This window comes from Microvirga roseola (genome assembly GCF_020866965.1).
In the GTDB taxonomy this organism is placed as follows: domain Bacteria; phylum Pseudomonadota; class Alphaproteobacteria; order Rhizobiales; family Beijerinckiaceae; genus Microvirga; species Microvirga roseola.
Genome location: NZ_JAJATX010000075.1, coordinates 1 through 14,970, shown reverse-complemented (window position 1 = coordinate 14,970; position 14,970 = coordinate 1). Strand labels below are relative to the sequence as shown.

General features: G+C 62.0%; 12 protein-coding genes and 3 pseudogenes. 9 read left to right on the top strand and 6 right to left on the bottom strand.

The genetic code is table 11. The features are described 5' to 3' along the window. The first annotated feature begins 461 nt into the window (after positions 1-461). Both LG661_RS22260 and LG661_RS22255 read left to right on the top strand, forming a co-directional pair. Positions 462-1,679: an efflux RND transporter periplasmic adaptor subunit gene (locus tag LG661_RS22260; protein ID WP_230534202.1), complete on the top strand. Its 1,218-nt coding sequence runs from the start codon at positions 462-464 to the stop codon at positions 1,677-1,679. Between the two features lie 30 nt (positions 1,680-1,709). Next, complete coding sequence (locus LG661_RS22255) at positions 1,710-4,940, top strand: efflux RND transporter permease subunit (protein ID WP_230534201.1); 3,231 nt, start codon at positions 1,710-1,712, stop codon at positions 4,938-4,940. A gap of 477 nt (positions 4,941-5,417) precedes the next feature. Here LG661_RS22255 and LG661_RS22250 read toward each other — a convergent pair whose 3' ends face one another. Next, positions 5,418-6,008, bottom strand: a complete 591-nt coding sequence (locus tag LG661_RS22250; RefSeq protein ID WP_230534200.1) for a TetR/AcrR family transcriptional regulator — start codon at positions 6,006-6,008, stop codon at positions 5,418-5,420. Between the two features lie 380 nt (positions 6,009-6,388). Between LG661_RS22250 and LG661_RS25280 the strand changes: the two are divergent. Next, positions 6,389-6,487, top strand: a pseudogene (locus LG661_RS25280) (YbaK/EbsC family protein); the annotation flags it as partial. Between the two features lie 162 nt (positions 6,488-6,649). Here LG661_RS25280 and LG661_RS22245 read toward each other — a convergent pair. Then, positions 6,650-7,324, bottom strand: a complete 675-nt coding sequence (locus LG661_RS22245) for an RraA family protein (RefSeq protein WP_230534199.1) — start codon at positions 7,322-7,324, stop codon at positions 6,650-6,652. A 9-nt stretch (positions 7,325-7,333) separates the two neighbouring features. Beyond that, positions 7,334-8,545, bottom strand: a complete 1,212-nt coding sequence (locus LG661_RS22240) for an aminotransferase-like domain-containing protein (RefSeq protein WP_230534198.1) — start codon at positions 8,543-8,545, stop codon at positions 7,334-7,336. A 223-nt stretch (positions 8,546-8,768) separates the two neighbouring features. On the opposite strand from LG661_RS22240, the gene LG661_RS22235 reads away from it, so the two are divergent. From LG661_RS22235 to LG661_RS22210, 6 genes and pseudogenes are all read left to right on the top strand, one after another. Then, positions 8,769-9,725: a cyclase family protein gene (locus tag LG661_RS22235; RefSeq protein ID WP_230534197.1), complete on the top strand. Its 957-nt coding sequence runs from the start codon at positions 8,769-8,771 to the stop codon at positions 9,723-9,725. A 192-nt stretch (positions 9,726-9,917) separates the two neighbouring features. Beyond that, a complete protein-coding gene (locus LG661_RS22230; RefSeq protein WP_230534196.1) occupies positions 9,918-10,163 on the top strand; it encodes a type II toxin-antitoxin system Phd/YefM family antitoxin in 246 nt (81 codons plus the stop codon). Then, the gene (locus LG661_RS22225) at positions 10,160-10,546 is read left to right on the top strand and encodes a type II toxin-antitoxin system VapC family toxin (RefSeq protein ID WP_230534195.1); all 387 of its coding nucleotides are present in this window, start codon (positions 10,160-10,162) and stop codon (positions 10,544-10,546) included. Before LG661_RS22230 ends, LG661_RS22225 begins: the two co-directional genes overlap by 4 nt. Before the next feature lie 645 nt (positions 10,547-11,191). Next, positions 11,192-11,961: pseudogene (locus LG661_RS22220) on the top strand (class I SAM-dependent methyltransferase); the annotation flags it as partial. Positions 11,962-12,092: 131 nt separating this feature from the next. Beyond that, positions 12,093-12,305, top strand: coding sequence for a hypothetical protein (locus LG661_RS22215; RefSeq protein WP_230534194.1), 213 nt, complete (start codon positions 12,093-12,095; stop codon positions 12,303-12,305). Next, positions 12,290-12,601 (top strand): annotated as a pseudogene (locus tag LG661_RS22210) (P1 family peptidase); the annotation flags it as partial. The gene LG661_RS22215 and the pseudogene LG661_RS22210, both read left to right, overlap by 16 nt. Positions 12,602-12,754: 153 nt before the next feature. Here LG661_RS22210 and LG661_RS22205 read toward each other — a convergent pair. From LG661_RS22205 to LG661_RS22195, 3 genes are read right to left on the bottom strand one after another with little or no spacing between them, the layout of a single operon-like run. Beyond that, entirely contained in the window at positions 12,755-13,678 is a 924-nt protein-coding gene (locus tag LG661_RS22205; RefSeq protein WP_230534193.1) for a recombinase family protein, read from the bottom strand. Between the two features lie 60 nt (positions 13,679-13,738). Continuing rightward, positions 13,739-14,170 carry a PIN domain-containing protein gene (locus LG661_RS22200; RefSeq protein ID WP_230534192.1) on the bottom strand — a complete coding sequence of 144 codons (432 nt, stop codon included), beginning with the start codon at positions 14,168-14,170 and terminating at the stop codon, positions 13,739-13,741. Continuing rightward, positions 14,167-14,448, bottom strand: coding sequence for a hypothetical protein (locus LG661_RS22195; protein ID WP_230534191.1), 282 nt, complete (start codon positions 14,446-14,448; stop codon positions 14,167-14,169). The genes LG661_RS22200 and LG661_RS22195 overlap by 4 nt, the downstream gene beginning before the upstream one ends. Between the last annotated feature and the right edge of the window lie 522 nt (positions 14,449-14,970).

The following is a 14,970-nucleotide window of genomic DNA, read 5'->3' as shown; positions in this document are numbered from 1 at the left end:
CTGCTTCAGTGGCCTTCTACCTCAATCAACGAGTCCTGAGCCTAGCGCTATGGTTTTGATAGGAAAACCCGCGCCTCTCCCTCATTGGCTGGCATGAGCCGACGAACCAAGTCTTTAGGTGCGAAGGACCGAGGGATTCTCCGTGTGTTGGAACAGGCTAAGTTGGCTGCTCCCCTCGCGCACCCTGCTGATTTCTGAACCGTCAGCACTTCCAATTATCAAGATTTCCATTTGGCGGCCTGTCTTCGTTACCGAGCACCCATCGGGTGTGCAAAGTCGGCCAGGTGTGCGCCAGCACACATTGGTGTTGCTGCGGTAGGTCCATTTCGATCTTTTCCGTACCAAACGATATAAAAACAGTCGGGCCGTCCCTTCTAAAATGTACTGACCGGTATTATACCGATCGATACATATCCGACGCGCTTCGGATGCAGGACAAATCTCGGATGAGCGGCTTCACCATGACAAGTGTTTCCAAAACTCGACTCCTAACCTCCCTCTGCACTGTAAGTGCGCTCCTGCTCGGTGTCGTTCTCTGGTCCGTGCTTGGCAGCACAACGACCAAAGGCACTGGCACGGGACCGGCGCCGGCGGCGACGCCTGCCACCGTCGCCGCCGTCGAAAATCGCGACGTTTCATTGTGGGAGGAGTTCTCGGGCCGTCTTGAGGCGATCGAGCGGGTCGACCTGCGTCCTCGGGTTCCCGGCGCCATCGAGGCGGTCCATTTTCGCGAGGGATCGCTGGTCAGGAAGGGCGACCTGCTCTTCACTATCGATCCGGCGCCCTACATCGCTGAAGTCGAGAAGGTAGAGGCCCAGGTCCGCGCAGCCGAGGCCAATCTGGCCTTTGCTCGCGGCGAGCTGGAGCGCGGCATGAAAATGACCGCTAACCAGACGATCGCGCAACGCGACCTCGACACACGATTGAACAATGTCCGCGAGGCCGAGGCCAACCTGGGCGCCGCCCGTGCCGTCGCCAATGCTGCACGCCTCAACCTGTCCTACACCAAGGTGCGCGCGCCGATCTCCGGACGGGTGGGGAAGATCGAAGTAACTGCGGGCAATCTTGTCAATGGCGGATCCAGCGCACCGGTCCTTACGACCATTATCTCGACCAACCCAATCTACGTGAGCTTCGACGCAGATGAGCGCGCGGTACAGCGGGCTCTCGAGACGTTGCCAGCGGGAGGCGACCGGCGCGACCATCTCGCCCGTATCCCGGTCGAGATGCGCTCCGGACCGGAGGCCGAGGTTGTGCGCGGCAAACTGCAGCTCATCGATCATACGGTCAATAGCGCCAGTGGCACTGTCCACGTGCGTGCAGTATTCGACAATGGTGACGACCGCCTTATGCCAGGCCAGTTCGCGCGCATCCGGTTAGGCCAGGCCAAGACGACGACCGCGCTCGTCGTACCCGAACGGGCCATCGGGATCGACCAGGGCAAGAAATACGTGCTCGTCATCGATCCGGACTCCAAGGCGAATTACCGCGAGATCCAGCTCGGAGCTTTCGTGGACGGGGGACGCATTGTCACGAGCGGTCTCAGTCCGGGCGAACGGATCGTGGTCGATGGCCTTCAGAGGCTTCGTCCTGGCGCTCTAGTTGCGCCGCAGCCCCTGGCGCCCGAAGCATCCACCGCACTTCAGACGCGCAGGCTCTCCGCTTCTGCGGGGAACTGATCCGACTGCACAGTCTCGAGGGCCCTTGCCATGAATATCTCCCGTTTCTTCATCGACCGCCCGGTCTTTGCCGGTGTTCTGTCGGTTCTTATCTTCGTGGTTGGACTGCTCGCCCTGCGGGTCCTGCCGATCTCCGAATATCCTGAGGTCGTGCCACCCCAAGTAGTCGTCCGGGCGCAGTACCCGGGCGCGAATCCGAAGGTCATCTCCGAGACCGTGGCCGCGCCGATTGAGGAGGCCATCAACGGGGTCGAGAACATGCTCTACATGAGCAGTCAGGCGACCACCGACGGCGTGTTAACGCTCACCGTGACCTTCGCCCTCGGCACGGATCCCGATAAGGCGCAGCAACTCGTCCAGAATCGGGTGTCGCAAGCCGAACCCCGGCTGCCTGAGGAGGTGCGCCGTCTGGGCGTTACCACCGTCAAGAGCTCGCCGGACCTGATGATGGTGGTGCACCTGCTTTCGCCCGACAGCCGCTACGACGTTACATATTTGCGCAACTATGCGGCGCTCAATGTTAAGGACCGACTCGCCCGAATCCAGGGCGTGGGTCAGGTCCAGCTGTTCGGATCGGGGGATTATTCGATGCGCGTCTGGCTGGATCCGCAGAAAATCGCCGAGCGCGGACTCTCAGCGAGCGACATTGTCAATGAGATCCGCGCCCAGAACGTGCAGGCGGCGGCTGGCGTCGTCGGCGCCTCGCCCGGCCTTCCGGGGCTCGATCATCAGCTGTCGATCAATGCCCAGGGACGGCTCCAGGATGAGGAACAGTTCGGCGATATCATCGTCAAGACGGGCGAAAATGGAGAGATCACCCGTCTGCGCGATATCGCCCGCATCGAACTGGGCGCGGCCGACTATGCCCTGAGGTCCCTCCTGAATAACAAGCCGGCAGTCGCCATTCCGATTCTCCAGGCGCCGAGATCCAATGCGATCGAGATCGCCGACAAGGTTCGCACCGAAATGGCGGATATCAAGGCCAACATGCCGGAAGGTATCGACTTCCAGATCGTTTACGACACAACCCAGTTCGTACGCGCTTCGATCGACGCGGTGGTCCATACGCTGCTCGAGGCCGTGCTCCTAGTGGTGCTGGTGGTGATCCTATTCCTGCAGACCTGGCGGGCCTCCATCATTCCTCTCGCCGCCGTTCCGGTCTCGATCGTTGGCACGTTCGCAGTCCTACAGGCTCTAGGATTCTCCATCAACGCCTTGAGCTTGTTCGGGCTCGTCCTCGCCATCGGCATCGTGGTCGATGACGCCATCGTGGTGGTCGAGAATGTGGAGCGGAACATCGAGAAGGGGCTTAGCCCTCGGCATGCGACCTACCGGGCCATGCAGGAGGTTTCCGGGCCGATCGTTGCGATCGCGCTTGTGCTGGTGGCCGTGTTCATCCCGCTAGCCTTTATAAGCGGCCTAACAGGACAGTTCTACAAGCAGTTCGCCGTTACCATTGCCATCTCGACGGTGATCTCAGCGATCAATTCACTGACCTTGTCGCCGGCCTTGGCGGCCCTTCTCCTTCGTGATCACGATGCCAAGAAGGATCGGATTACCAAGATTATGGACGCAATGTTCGGCTGGCTGTTCCGCCGCTTCAACGCAGTCTTCCATCGAGGTGCAAACGCCTATGGTACCGGCGTGAGGCGGGCGATCGCCATGAAGGCCCTGATGCTCTTCGTGTATGTCGCTTTGCTTGGAGCTACGGGCTTCCTGTTCAAGACCGTGCCCGGCGGCTTCGTCCCAGGGCAGGATAAGCAGTATCTGGTCGGCTTCGCCCAGCTGCCGGATGCCGCGACACTCGACCGGACCGAGAGCGCCATCCGGCAGATGACCGACATCGCACTGAAGCAGCCGGGCGTCGAGCATGCCGTAGCGTTCCCCGGCCTGTCGATCAACGGTTTCACCAATAGCTCGAACGCCGGGATCGTTTTCCTAACCCTTGCACCATTCGAGGACCGGCGGGATCCGAGCCTCAGTGCCGGGGCAATCGCAGGTCAACTGAACCAGAACTTCGCCGCTATCACAGGGGCTATGACCGCCATATTTCCCCCACCGCCGGTGCAGGGGCTGGGTACGATCGGCGGCTTCAAGCTGCAGATCGAGGACCAGACCGGCCTCGGCTACGAGGCGCTTGACCGGGCCACGAAGGACTTCTTGGCCAGGGCGGCAACGGCACCCGAGCTTACGGGTTTGTTCTCGAGCTATTCGATTGAGGTTCCACAGCTCTACGCTGATATCGACCGGGCTAAGGCGCGCCAACTCGGGGTTGCGATCTCGGATGTGTTCAGAACGCTGCAGATCTATCTCGGCTCTGTCTACGTGAACGACTTCAACAAGTTCGGGCGGACCTACTCGGTGCGCGTCCAGGCAGATGCTCCGTTCCGGGCCCGCGCGGAGGATGTCGGATTCCTGAAGGTGCGTTCGAATTCGGGCGAGATGGTTCCGCTGGCGGCCCTGTTGAACATCCGATCAAGCGTAGGGCCGGAGCGCGCGATGCGATACAATGGATTCCTCTCTGCCGACGTCAACGGACAGGCGGCTCCGGGATATTCGTCGGGTCAGGCACAGGCAGCCGTCGAACGGATCGCAGCCGAGACCCTGCCGAAAGGTTTCAGGGCCGAGTGGACCGAGCTGACCTATCAGGAGATCCTGGCAGGCAATTCCGGCATTCTGGTCTTCCCAGTTGCCATTCTGCTCGTCTTCCTGGTCCTTGCGGCACAATACGAAAGCCTCACGCTTCCGGTGGCGATCATCCTAATCGTGCCGCTGGCGCTGCTTGCGGCTTTACTCGGCGTGTGGCTGACGGCAGGCGACAACAATGTGTTCACCCAGATCGGGCTCATCGTCCTGGTCGGACTATCGGCCAAGAACGCGATCCTGATTGTGGAGTTCGCTCGTGAGCTTGAGTTCGAGGGGCGCACTCCCGTTGAAGCGGCGATTGAGGCCAGCCGTCTGCGCCTGCGGCCGATCCTGATGACCTCGCTCGCCTTCATAATGGGCGTTGTGCCACTGGTGATATCGACGGGGGCAGGGGCCGAAATGCGGGCTGCCATGGGCGTGGCCGTGTTCTCTGGTATGATCGGGGTGACAGCATTCGGCCTTTACTTCACACCGGTCTTCTACGTGCTGCTCCGCTGGTTGACGGGGGATCGCCGCCTTCGAGATCAGCGGGAACCAGCCGCCTCGGCCCCAGCAGCAGATGTGCCCCCCGTTAAAGGAACTGGTGAGCTGATGCGTGACCGGTTGCCGCTCTGAAAGGCGGCACCGCACAATCACTCCTGCCGAAAGCAATGGGAGACTTTCGATGGATCGGTTCTAGAGAAGTCCTCGACAGGCTGCTGTCCACATTGTTTCCCATCACGGGCATGCTTTTGGGCCGCGTGAGGGCGGAGGAAGACTACTGGATCAAGAATGAGGTTGTTCCGATGGACGTTCGCGTCTCGCCCGCGAGAACGGGAGCGGGTTTCGTTCGGAGGTGTACGAGTCACCAACATTGGAACTCCCGGATCGTCGCCCCACTCGGCAACGGGGATTAGACAACCCTCGGCTCGCTCCTGTCGCTCGCGGTGAAGTTCTGTCAGCGGGCCGAGATTGACGGCCTGGCCGAGGACCGCTCGCCGGGTAAAGCATTCGAGGCGGCTGTGAGCTTCGGAATCACCGTCACTCCGGTCAGCCCCATGGTCGACCAGGTCAAAGAGCTGTCGAATTGAGGAGTAGAGAGCGTTCAGGGTTTCAGCGTATCGCAGTCGGCCAAGCCCGCATGGCTACGTCGACCACCCGGTGGAGCTCCTCGCGTGAGGCGCCCGATGCGGCCCTTACCGCCATTCCAAGGCCTACCGACACGACATAGCGGGCCCAGTCGGCGGGAACTTCGTCGCCCGGGAAATCGCCGTCGGAGCGTGCCCTCTCCAAACGGTCGAGCAAGTTGTTCTCGTTGACCATCCGCCGAGCGATAAGCTCCTCGCGGATAGCCTCGTTCGCCTCGCTGCAGGCCACAGCCCCATTCACGCCAAGACATCCGGGAGGGCTCATAGGATCGGTCAGGACCTCGACGTAGCCGCGCAGGAGCCGCTCGACTGCATCTCGGGCCGTCTGCGCCTGGAGGGCCTCGCGCGCGAAGCACAGGTGCTGGTGCTCATAGAGGTCGAGGGTTCTACGGAAGAGATCCTCCTTGTTGCCGAATGCGGCATAGAGGCTGGGGCGCGTGATGCCCATAGCCTCCGTCAGGTCGGAGATTGAGGTGCCTTCATAGCCTCGACGTCGAAAGACCTGAAGCGCGATTTGCAACGCCTCGTCAGGATCGAACTCACGATGGCGGCCCATAGTTCTCCCATCCTGCTGCCGAAACGGCGGATAGATCATGGACGCCACGGCAGCTTATTATACCTATCGGTACATTAAGCACTTCTGCGGAGACTTCAAGATCTTATCTGGACAAGTTTTGGTGCCCCCTCCAATGTACGTTGGCCTATTCTCTGGCGCAATCGTAACCGATGCAGCCGAGTGTCAGATACAGGATGGCAGGAATACCCCGCAAGACATCGCGAAAATGTCCGCAGCGGCACATACAGACTTTCGTTTGGCATTGCGGGTTGGACCGGATCATACGGCCAAAGCCGTCAGGGCGAAGTCAACGCGCTTGAACCGACGCAACGGTTCATCACGGGTGCTTTGCTGGAGCTTCTTATCCAAGAAGGCAGCAATCCATCCACGCAGCCGTGCGGATCGACCCCGAGCGGACGGCCGCTCTCGTCGGAGCCGAATGGGTCGATGTCTGCCAGGAGATCCCGGTCGAAGCGTGAGGCCACGCGGACCTCGTTACCACAGCGCCGAGACGGCTCACGCGGCCGGCAAGTGACTTGGGCGCATGCCCGCTGGGTAGCGGCAGGTCGGCGCTTCCCGCCCTACAGGCCATCAGCCCTCAACCCTTGCCGTGGAGGCCCGATTTCGAACCGCCCGGAATCCTACTGGCCACGATCGGCTTTCGGAACGCTGAAGACCTCAAGGGTCGTCTTGCCTGTCGCAAGCACGGCCTCCCACTCCACTTCCGCCTTGACGCGGGCCTTCGCCGCGGGAAGCAACTCTTCCGCCCGTGCGCGCGGCACGACTACGAGCCCGTCATCATCGCCGATCACGAGATCGAACGGGGCGACAGGCACGCCGCCGAACACGATTGTCTCGTTGACCGAGCCACGCTCCATAGACGACGGGCCGCGCGGCATCACCCAGCGCGAGAAGACGGCGAAGTCCGGCCATTCCGACAGAATTCCGGCATCGCGCACGGCACCGTCGACGATAACGCCTGCAATGCCTTTGTGACGGGCCGAGCCGCTCAGCAGCTCGCCGATCATCGCCGCATCCTTCCGCCCTCCGGCGTCGACGACGATCACATCCCCCGCCTGCGCGACCGCGATGGCATGATGCACGGGCCCGTAATCGGCCGCCTCGCACCAGGCCGTGATCGCACTGCCGACGAGCCACTCCTTCGTGCCGCAACGGCGCAGAGGCCGAATGGCCGGATCGACATGGCCTTTGCCGCGCAGGAGATCCGCCGCAACGGCTGCAGGGATCTTCCGCCACTGATCGACGAGGGACTGAGAGAGACGTTCGCCCTCGGGCTGATACAGGCGCGTCGGCATGGCTCTCTCTTATTCTGCTGCTGGGCGTTGAGCTGCGTAGTCCCGCACGGCTCGACTAAGGCGCCGGACCCCTTCCTGCAGGAGTTCCGGCGGGTTCGCCGTAAAATTCAGGCGAAGACTGGGGCTGACATGTCCACGAGGATCAAAGACGCTCCCCGGCACGAACGATACGCCCTCCTTCAGGGCAAAGGACAGGAGCGCATTGGTGTCGAGGCCAGGCTGCCGTGCGCTCATCCAGACGAACATCCCGCCTTCCGGAATGCTCCACTCGAAGAGATCGGACAGATTCTCCTGAGCAGCGGCACACAGGGCGTCGCGCCGCTCGCGATAGGTATTCACGAGGGTCGGAACGTGCCGCCGGTCCGCATCGGCCCGGATCAGCTCAAGGGCGACGGCCTGGCAGAACGTGCTCGTGCTCAGGTCCGATCCCTGCTTGGCTTGCGAGAGCGCACGGATCATCTCGGACGACCCCACCGCCCAGCCTACGCGCAGCCCTGGCGCGATCGTTTTCGAGAGCGTTCCGAGATGCACCACCGCCCCGTCGTAGGCCGTCGATCCGCTTTCGGCGCCTATTGCCAGCAGGGAGGGCTGAACAACCCCGTCATAACGGAGCTCACCGTAAGGATCGTCTTCAACCAGCCAGATGCCACTCTCCGAGGACTGGGCGAGAAGCGCTGCGCGGGCGCCGACGCTCAGTACCGCCCCCGTCGGGTTGGAGAAGTTGGGGACCACATAGGCGAACTTCGCCTCGGGCCATGGCCCACCATGAGGCAACTCGCCGTAAGTCGGCTGGCGCGGAAGCCAAGCGTCCAGGGCTCCGAGGTAGGTCGGGTAATCGGCTAGGATGACGTCGCCGGGATCGATCAGGGCTTTTCCGATGAGCTCCACCGCCTGGAGCGACCCGGTGGTGATCAGCACGTTTTCGGCCTTGAGCGACAGGCGGTCGGTTGAGAGCCGCTGCGCCACGGCCTCACGTAAGGCGGACAGGCCTTCCACCGCCCCATAAGCGAGGGCCGAACTCCCGTGTTTGTCGAGGGCGCGGTGCACAGCCTTCTGCACATCTTCCACGGGATAGAGCTCGGGCGCTGGCAGGCCACCCGAAAGCGCGATCAGTCCAGGGCGGTTGCCGAAAGACAGGAACTGCTGAGTGATGTCGTTGCCCTGCTTCATCCAGGCTGCGAATTCGGGACGACGCATGGCGGAATCGCACGGGATCGGCATGGCACCTCTTGGGCGGATGTCTCGCTCGACGGATCGGCCGAACAATAAACGATGAGAGATGCTCTCATCTCCGGTGTCAACCTGCGCCGGAGGCACGCCTACCATTTCGGCAAGCCGTCGAACGGATCGGCAGGGGAATGCGTGCCCTTGCGGCAGGATCGTAGTTGAACCGCTGCGTACAAAGAGGAATGATTGCCGGTGTCAGCCAAGAGAGGACCCTCCTATGGAATCGAAGTCCGTTCTAGCCGTCGCCTTCCTCGCCAGCACCCTCATCTCATCGGCGGCTCTCGCGCAGAAACCCGCACAATCTCAGCCCGGGCTGTGGCCGCTGTACCAGCAGCATCTCAAAGGCGCCAAGCACATCGACCTCACCCATGCGTTTGCGCCGGTGCAACCGGTCTGGCCGGGTTTTGGCCAGGCTGAATTCAAGCCGACGACAGCCGGAGCGGACATACCGAACTATGTTAAGAAAGGTGAGGAATACACCTACGGTAAGCACGGTTTCGTGGCCACCAGCTACACGCTCACCACGGACCAGTACGGCACGCAGCTTGATCCGCCGGCGCATTGGGACGAGTATGGCGCGACCATCAGCGATCTGCCGCCCACCTATGCGGTCCGCCCTCTCGTGGTGATCCCGATCCATGAGAAGGTTGCGGCTGATCCCGGCTATCACCTGAGCGTGCAGGACGTGAAGGACTGGGAGGCGCGGAACGGCGCCATTCCGGAGGGAGCCGTGGTGATGGTCCGCTCCGATTGGTATAAGGGCTGGAACGACACGGCCCGCTTCGCCTCAAAGCCTCATCCCGGCGTGAGCCTCGATGCGCTGAAGTTCCTGCACCTCGAGCGCAAGATCCTGTTCCACGGACACGAGCCCCTCGACACTGACACAACGCCGAATCTCGAAGGCGAGTCCTGGCTGCTGCACAACCACTATGCCCAAGCCGAAGGCGTCGCCAATCTCGACAAGGTGCCGGAGGCGGGTGCCCTCGTCACCATCGGTTTCGCCAAACCGCTTGGCGGAACGGGCGGTTATGCCCGCTACGTGGCCATTGCTCCCGCTGACTGGCCGCACGGTGTCACGGTGGCGGAAGCACCCGGCGCCCCCCTGCCAAAGCAGACGGCTCCCCTGCGCCGCGACGAAAAGGGCGTCATGCGTCCCCAGCCGGGCGCGAAGTAAGCACCTTCCGAGGCGGCCGCTCGTGGGTCGGCCGCCTCAATCCCGGCACCCTCAAATCGGCTCTCCCCCTTAAGGGAGAGTGAGATCGGGCCGCTCAGCGTCGTATTGACCAACTAAGCCTCTGAAGTTTATTGCGGGATAGCGCCCGCTCCAGTAGACTAAGCCCGTTGAACTAAGCTGAATGGTGCTGATATGGACACAGTGAACATCCACCAAGCGAAGACCCACCTGTCCCGCCTGATCGAGCGGGCCGCGAATGGAGAAAGCTTTGTGATCGCCAAAGCAGGCAAGCCGATGGTCAAGGTCGTGCCGCTCAATGCCCCCGAGGCCGATAAAGTCAAGCGAGTTGGGTTTCTGTCCGGTCAAGTGAGGGTTCCCGCCGACTTCGACCGCATGGGGGAGGAGGTCATCGACGAACTCTTCAGCGGCAACTCATGAAGCTTCTTCTCGACACGCACCTGCTTCTCTGGGCGGCCGGAGAACCAGACAAATTATCCGACGACGCCCTTAGCCTGATCGAAGCGCCTGATAATGAACTGTTTTTCAGCGCTGCAAGCCTCTGGGAGATCGCGATCAAGAGCAGCCTCGGGCGGAGCGACTTCGCCGCCGACGCTCGTGTCTTACGGCGAGGTCTACTGGATAACGGCTACAGTGAGCTGCCTGTTGTCAGTGAACATGCCGTTGCGATTATCGGACTCCCTGCACTGCACAAGGATCCTTTCGATCGCATCCTGATCGCGCAAGCCACGATTGAGGGGATCACCTTGCTGACGGCCGATGAAATCGTCGCCCGGTATACAGGACCTATTCGGAGAGTATAACCCCGCCTCGCATTCCGAGACTATCCGGAATGAGACCCGACTCTCCCGAAGCAAAGCGTGTCGCAGCTCCCCTCCACTCAACTTCGTGCCTCTCTCGCCCTAAGTCGCCCGTCGGAACATCTGACAATCGAGGGGGATCACCACCTCTCGCCAGCATCGTCGAATTCTAGCAACTCGCCTCCGATCCAACGCAGAGCATCATCAACAGGCGGCTGCCCTCGACCGGCTCCTTTGGGCCGATGCCCCCCTTTCCCTGCCCTCGGGCGAGCCTGTGCTTTATGAGCCGCGTGGCCTCAACCGCAAGATAAGTCAATTCCGGATCCGGCATGCCATCGAGGCGATCATCGATCTCGGGCCGTGTCGCCTTCGCGCCGAGAGCTGCCAGGGATACCGGTTCCGGCGCCCGGGTCTCGTCACGAACGGGCTTCGGCGGAGATCTCCGGCGGGCCGGTTTGGCAGGTGGCGGAGGTGCCCCAAACAGGTCCCCCTGCCGCTCATCGCGAACCGGGGCTCGCGCCATTCCACCTCCAGCCCGCTTCATTCTCGTTAACCATACTGGCTCTCAGCGGATCCCGCTCAGTATTACCGCCAAGCCTCGCCGCACTTGAGGACCAGGACCGACCTCCCCGCAAAGGAGCAGGCAGCATGTCGTCCATCACCTCAGATATGGCCCAACAGTACAGCGATAGTTAGAAAAGCTCGCCGCCCGGGCACGCATCCACTCGCAGTACACAGCTGCAGAGGTTGGTTGGTTCACGTGGGTCGCAAGGCGGCTGCCTCTCCACCCGGGAGACCGAGTTCTCGACATTGGCTGCGGTCCGGGGTGGTTCTGGGCTGCTGCGGCACGCGAGTTGCCAGAAGCCCTTGATCTCACCCTTGCCGATCTCTCACCTGGAATGGTTCAGGAGGCCGTCGACCGCTGTCGCCTCCTACCGTTCAGATCGGTTCTGGGCCAGCAAGCCGACGCATCCATCCTGCCCTTTGAAGACGGCTCCTTCGATGCGGTGATTGCCATGCACATGTTCTATCACCTGCCCGATCCAGCGGCAGGGATCGCGGAAATGGCCCGTGTCTTGAAGCCTGGGGGCTTTCTGGCAGGCACGACGAACGGAGCGGGCAGCCTGGGCCAGATGTACGAACTGGCTACCGTCTTTGGCAGCCCACCCTCCGACCCGGTTGCCGCAGCCTTCGGCCTCGACACAGCGGAACGGCTGATGCAGGCCCAGTTCGGTAGTGTCACCATGGCGCAGCATCCGGCCATCCTTCGGATCATGGAGCCGGAAGATGTCTTCCTGGCCCTCACGTCCTACCCGCCCGGAGACCAGGCCAGTGAGCCACAGCTAACCGAGTTCCGTGCGGCCATAGCCGATGCGTTTCAACGCGGCGGTGTTCTCGAGGTTGAGAAGCAGTGCGCGGCCCGCCCCCTGGCCGCTGTCGATCGATGGCCTGGCGGCCCTGCGCGGGATCGGGCCGGTGCAGCGGGAGGTGCCGGTCAAAGCGAGGGGAGACAAACCGGATCCGGAGGATGAGGAGGCCTTTCCGCCCTATGCGAATGATGCCGATCCCTGGACGGTGCATTCTGCCGAGATCGACGCCCTGCTCGAGCGCACCCAACACCATCCTCGCCGGCGAGACGCCGCTGCCGAAGAGCCGCTCGCATCTGGTCTACGATCCCGAGATCGACGAGACCGAGAGCGAGGACCTCTGGCTCGACGTGGTCAAGCGCACCGCCCCCTGGCCGGCGGCTGGCTCGGCCTGATGAATGCCGTCGGCGACATCGACCATCCTGACACCCGCCAGATCCTTGCTGGCGCCAGGTGAGAGGAGGGGCAGGGCTTCCGCGATACCATGGCGGCCATCATGGGCGGTTACCGCGTCGTCACCTGGACTGGCAGCAACACGACGATCGGCGCAGTCGCCACCAATGCGCCTTTCACCAAGGCTGAGATGAGCAAGATTGCTTAGATGGCCCATGCTGTAGCTCGTGCGGTGGTGCAGGCCGAGAGCCTGACGGAGCATCAGCTTCCAGCTCACAGAGACTACGTGAAGGGGTGAGTCGGCTTCATCAGCCCAATCTCAAAAGCAGGGAGGGGAGCCTGCGGGTTCCCCTCCGACCATAGTTGCCTTCCCGTCCCATTAACCGTGACCCACTGAGGGTAGGTCCGCTTCCCATTGGCCTCGTGGGTCACGCCATTCCTTGGCGAGGAACTACTCCACGTTATGCACGGGCGTCGGCATGATCAGTCCAGCGCTTCGCGCGCGATCGAGCTGCTGCTTGACCGAAGAGGCGTTCCATTTTGTCCCGCCTCGTGGGGTTCGCTCCCCCATGCGTTCGAGTTGCGCCGCAATGTCCCGCAGCGACAGATCCGGATCGGCCATGGCAATGCCAGCGATGAGCGTCGTGAGACGGTCGTCAGCGGGCCGGGAAGACGACTTTTGAAGCAGCACCGGATCAGCCATGCGCTGCGAGACCAGTTTTCGCACAGCCCGGCGAAGGCGCTCCTCTGTCCAGTCCTGGCCTCGTGCATTCAGAACCTGAACGACGTCGGTCCACGGCTGGCCCGGCCGCATCCGTTTCACCGTAGGCATCCACTGATCGGCCGTGGCAATAGGAGGCTCAAGGTACCGCTTCTCTCTGGCAGCTGTCAGCCGGCGGATGGTTTCCGAGCGGCGTTCGCGGACACCAGGGCTGCCAAGAACCTTCCCACGGGCTTTAGCAGCCCGTAACCCGGCCTTGGTGCGCTCGGAGATCAGAGACCGCTCCAGCTGCGCCACTGCACCAAGAACCTGCAGCGAGAACATGCCCTGAGGGGTTGACGTATCGATTGGATCCTGGAGTGATTTGAAAAGCGCGCCCTTCTTCTCGAGCCCCTCGATGACCTCAAGCAAGTGGCTCACTGATCGTGCCAGCTGGTCGAGGCGCACGACCACGAGCACATCCCCAGCCCGGACCTCCTTGAGCAGCTGAGCGAGAACCGGACGGGCCCGGGACGCCCCGGAACCCTGCTCCTGATGGAGCATCATGCAGCCGGCCGCCTTGAGCTCAATGAGCTGGGCGTCTCTCGTCTGGTCCTCGGTTGATACGCGGGCATAGCCGATCAGACGCCGTTTCGGGGCAGGGGAGGGTGCCATCAGAGCCGCTGATCTCAATCCGGTTCTTGGGCTCATGATGATGAAGGCAATGCTCGGAGCTTAGATAGCCGCCAATAGGTTCGAGGTCGACCATGAGGGCCACCCAGTGCCCGCGAAATCACGGTCGTGGCTCCATAGGTCGGCATCCAAGGTCCAAGCCAACGCCAGCAGATGAGCGTCGGTGACGCTCCCGTTACGGGATGCCGGGGCGTCCCGGAGGGCCATTTCTGCCGTTGCCGTGTCCTCGTCGGCCACGTCCTCTCCGGCAATGATGGTCACAAGATCGAGCAGGCTCTCAAGAACCGAGAGATCGTTGGGCCTGACATGCCCAATCACCCGATAGGCTTCCTCAAAGGCTGCCTCGCTGGTAATCAGGCTGCGCCGTCCTGAGATCAGGTCCAGGTGCGTACCGGTCGTAGATCCCAAGACTGCGGCCACGAGGATATTGGCGTCGACCACCAAGGCCGCTGGGACCGCGCGCGGTCGGCTCAAGGACCGAACTCGCGATCAAGAGCAGCTTGCTCGTCGGGGGAGCGCTGAGCCTGTGCCTGCGCCAGCGCCTGACGAAACCGTGCGCGAGCCGCTTCGGAGGCGGGGCGCAGAGGTACGAGCAACGCGACGGTCCGCCCGTCACTTTGAACTGGAACGGCCCCAGGCAGCCGCTCGATCGAGGTCGCGGATAGTTTCTGGAGCTCTCTCATGGTGATCGCATGCGCCATGGTTTGTATGTAAATCTGTAGGGCGGCGTTTTCAAGCTGCTTCGCTACCATCCGTACAATTATTGTAAGCACGTACTAACGATCGTTTGCAGACATCTTTTGAGGGATCCGTTTACCAGCCGAAGAGGGCAGGGCTTTCCTCCAGTGCGCGGAAATGGCTTAAAACAACGGATTTTTGGGCTGGGTGGCCGCCCCAGAAGCGCGCTGGAGCTCCCCAGCAGGANAACGATCGTTTGCAGACATCTTTTGAGGGATCCGTTTACCAGCCGAAGAGGGCAGGGCTTTCCTCCAGTGCGCGGAAATGGCTTAAAACAACGGATTTTTGGGCTGGGTGGCCGCCCCAGAAGCGCGCTGGAGCTCCCCAGCAGGAAGTCAGATCGAGATTACTGACCTCTGCTGTGACCGCCGCCCCGCAGGTCTACTCAGTCCATCGCTCAAGCCGTAGCAAAGATCTACTTAGCTCCCTCTGTGACGGCTTCGCCCTTTGATATCCGCATCTTAGCAGCAGATGCACTTGTGGCTTTCTGGGGTAAGCGGGGCAGATTAGGGGGCAAGGGATTCCTCCGGGGCGGC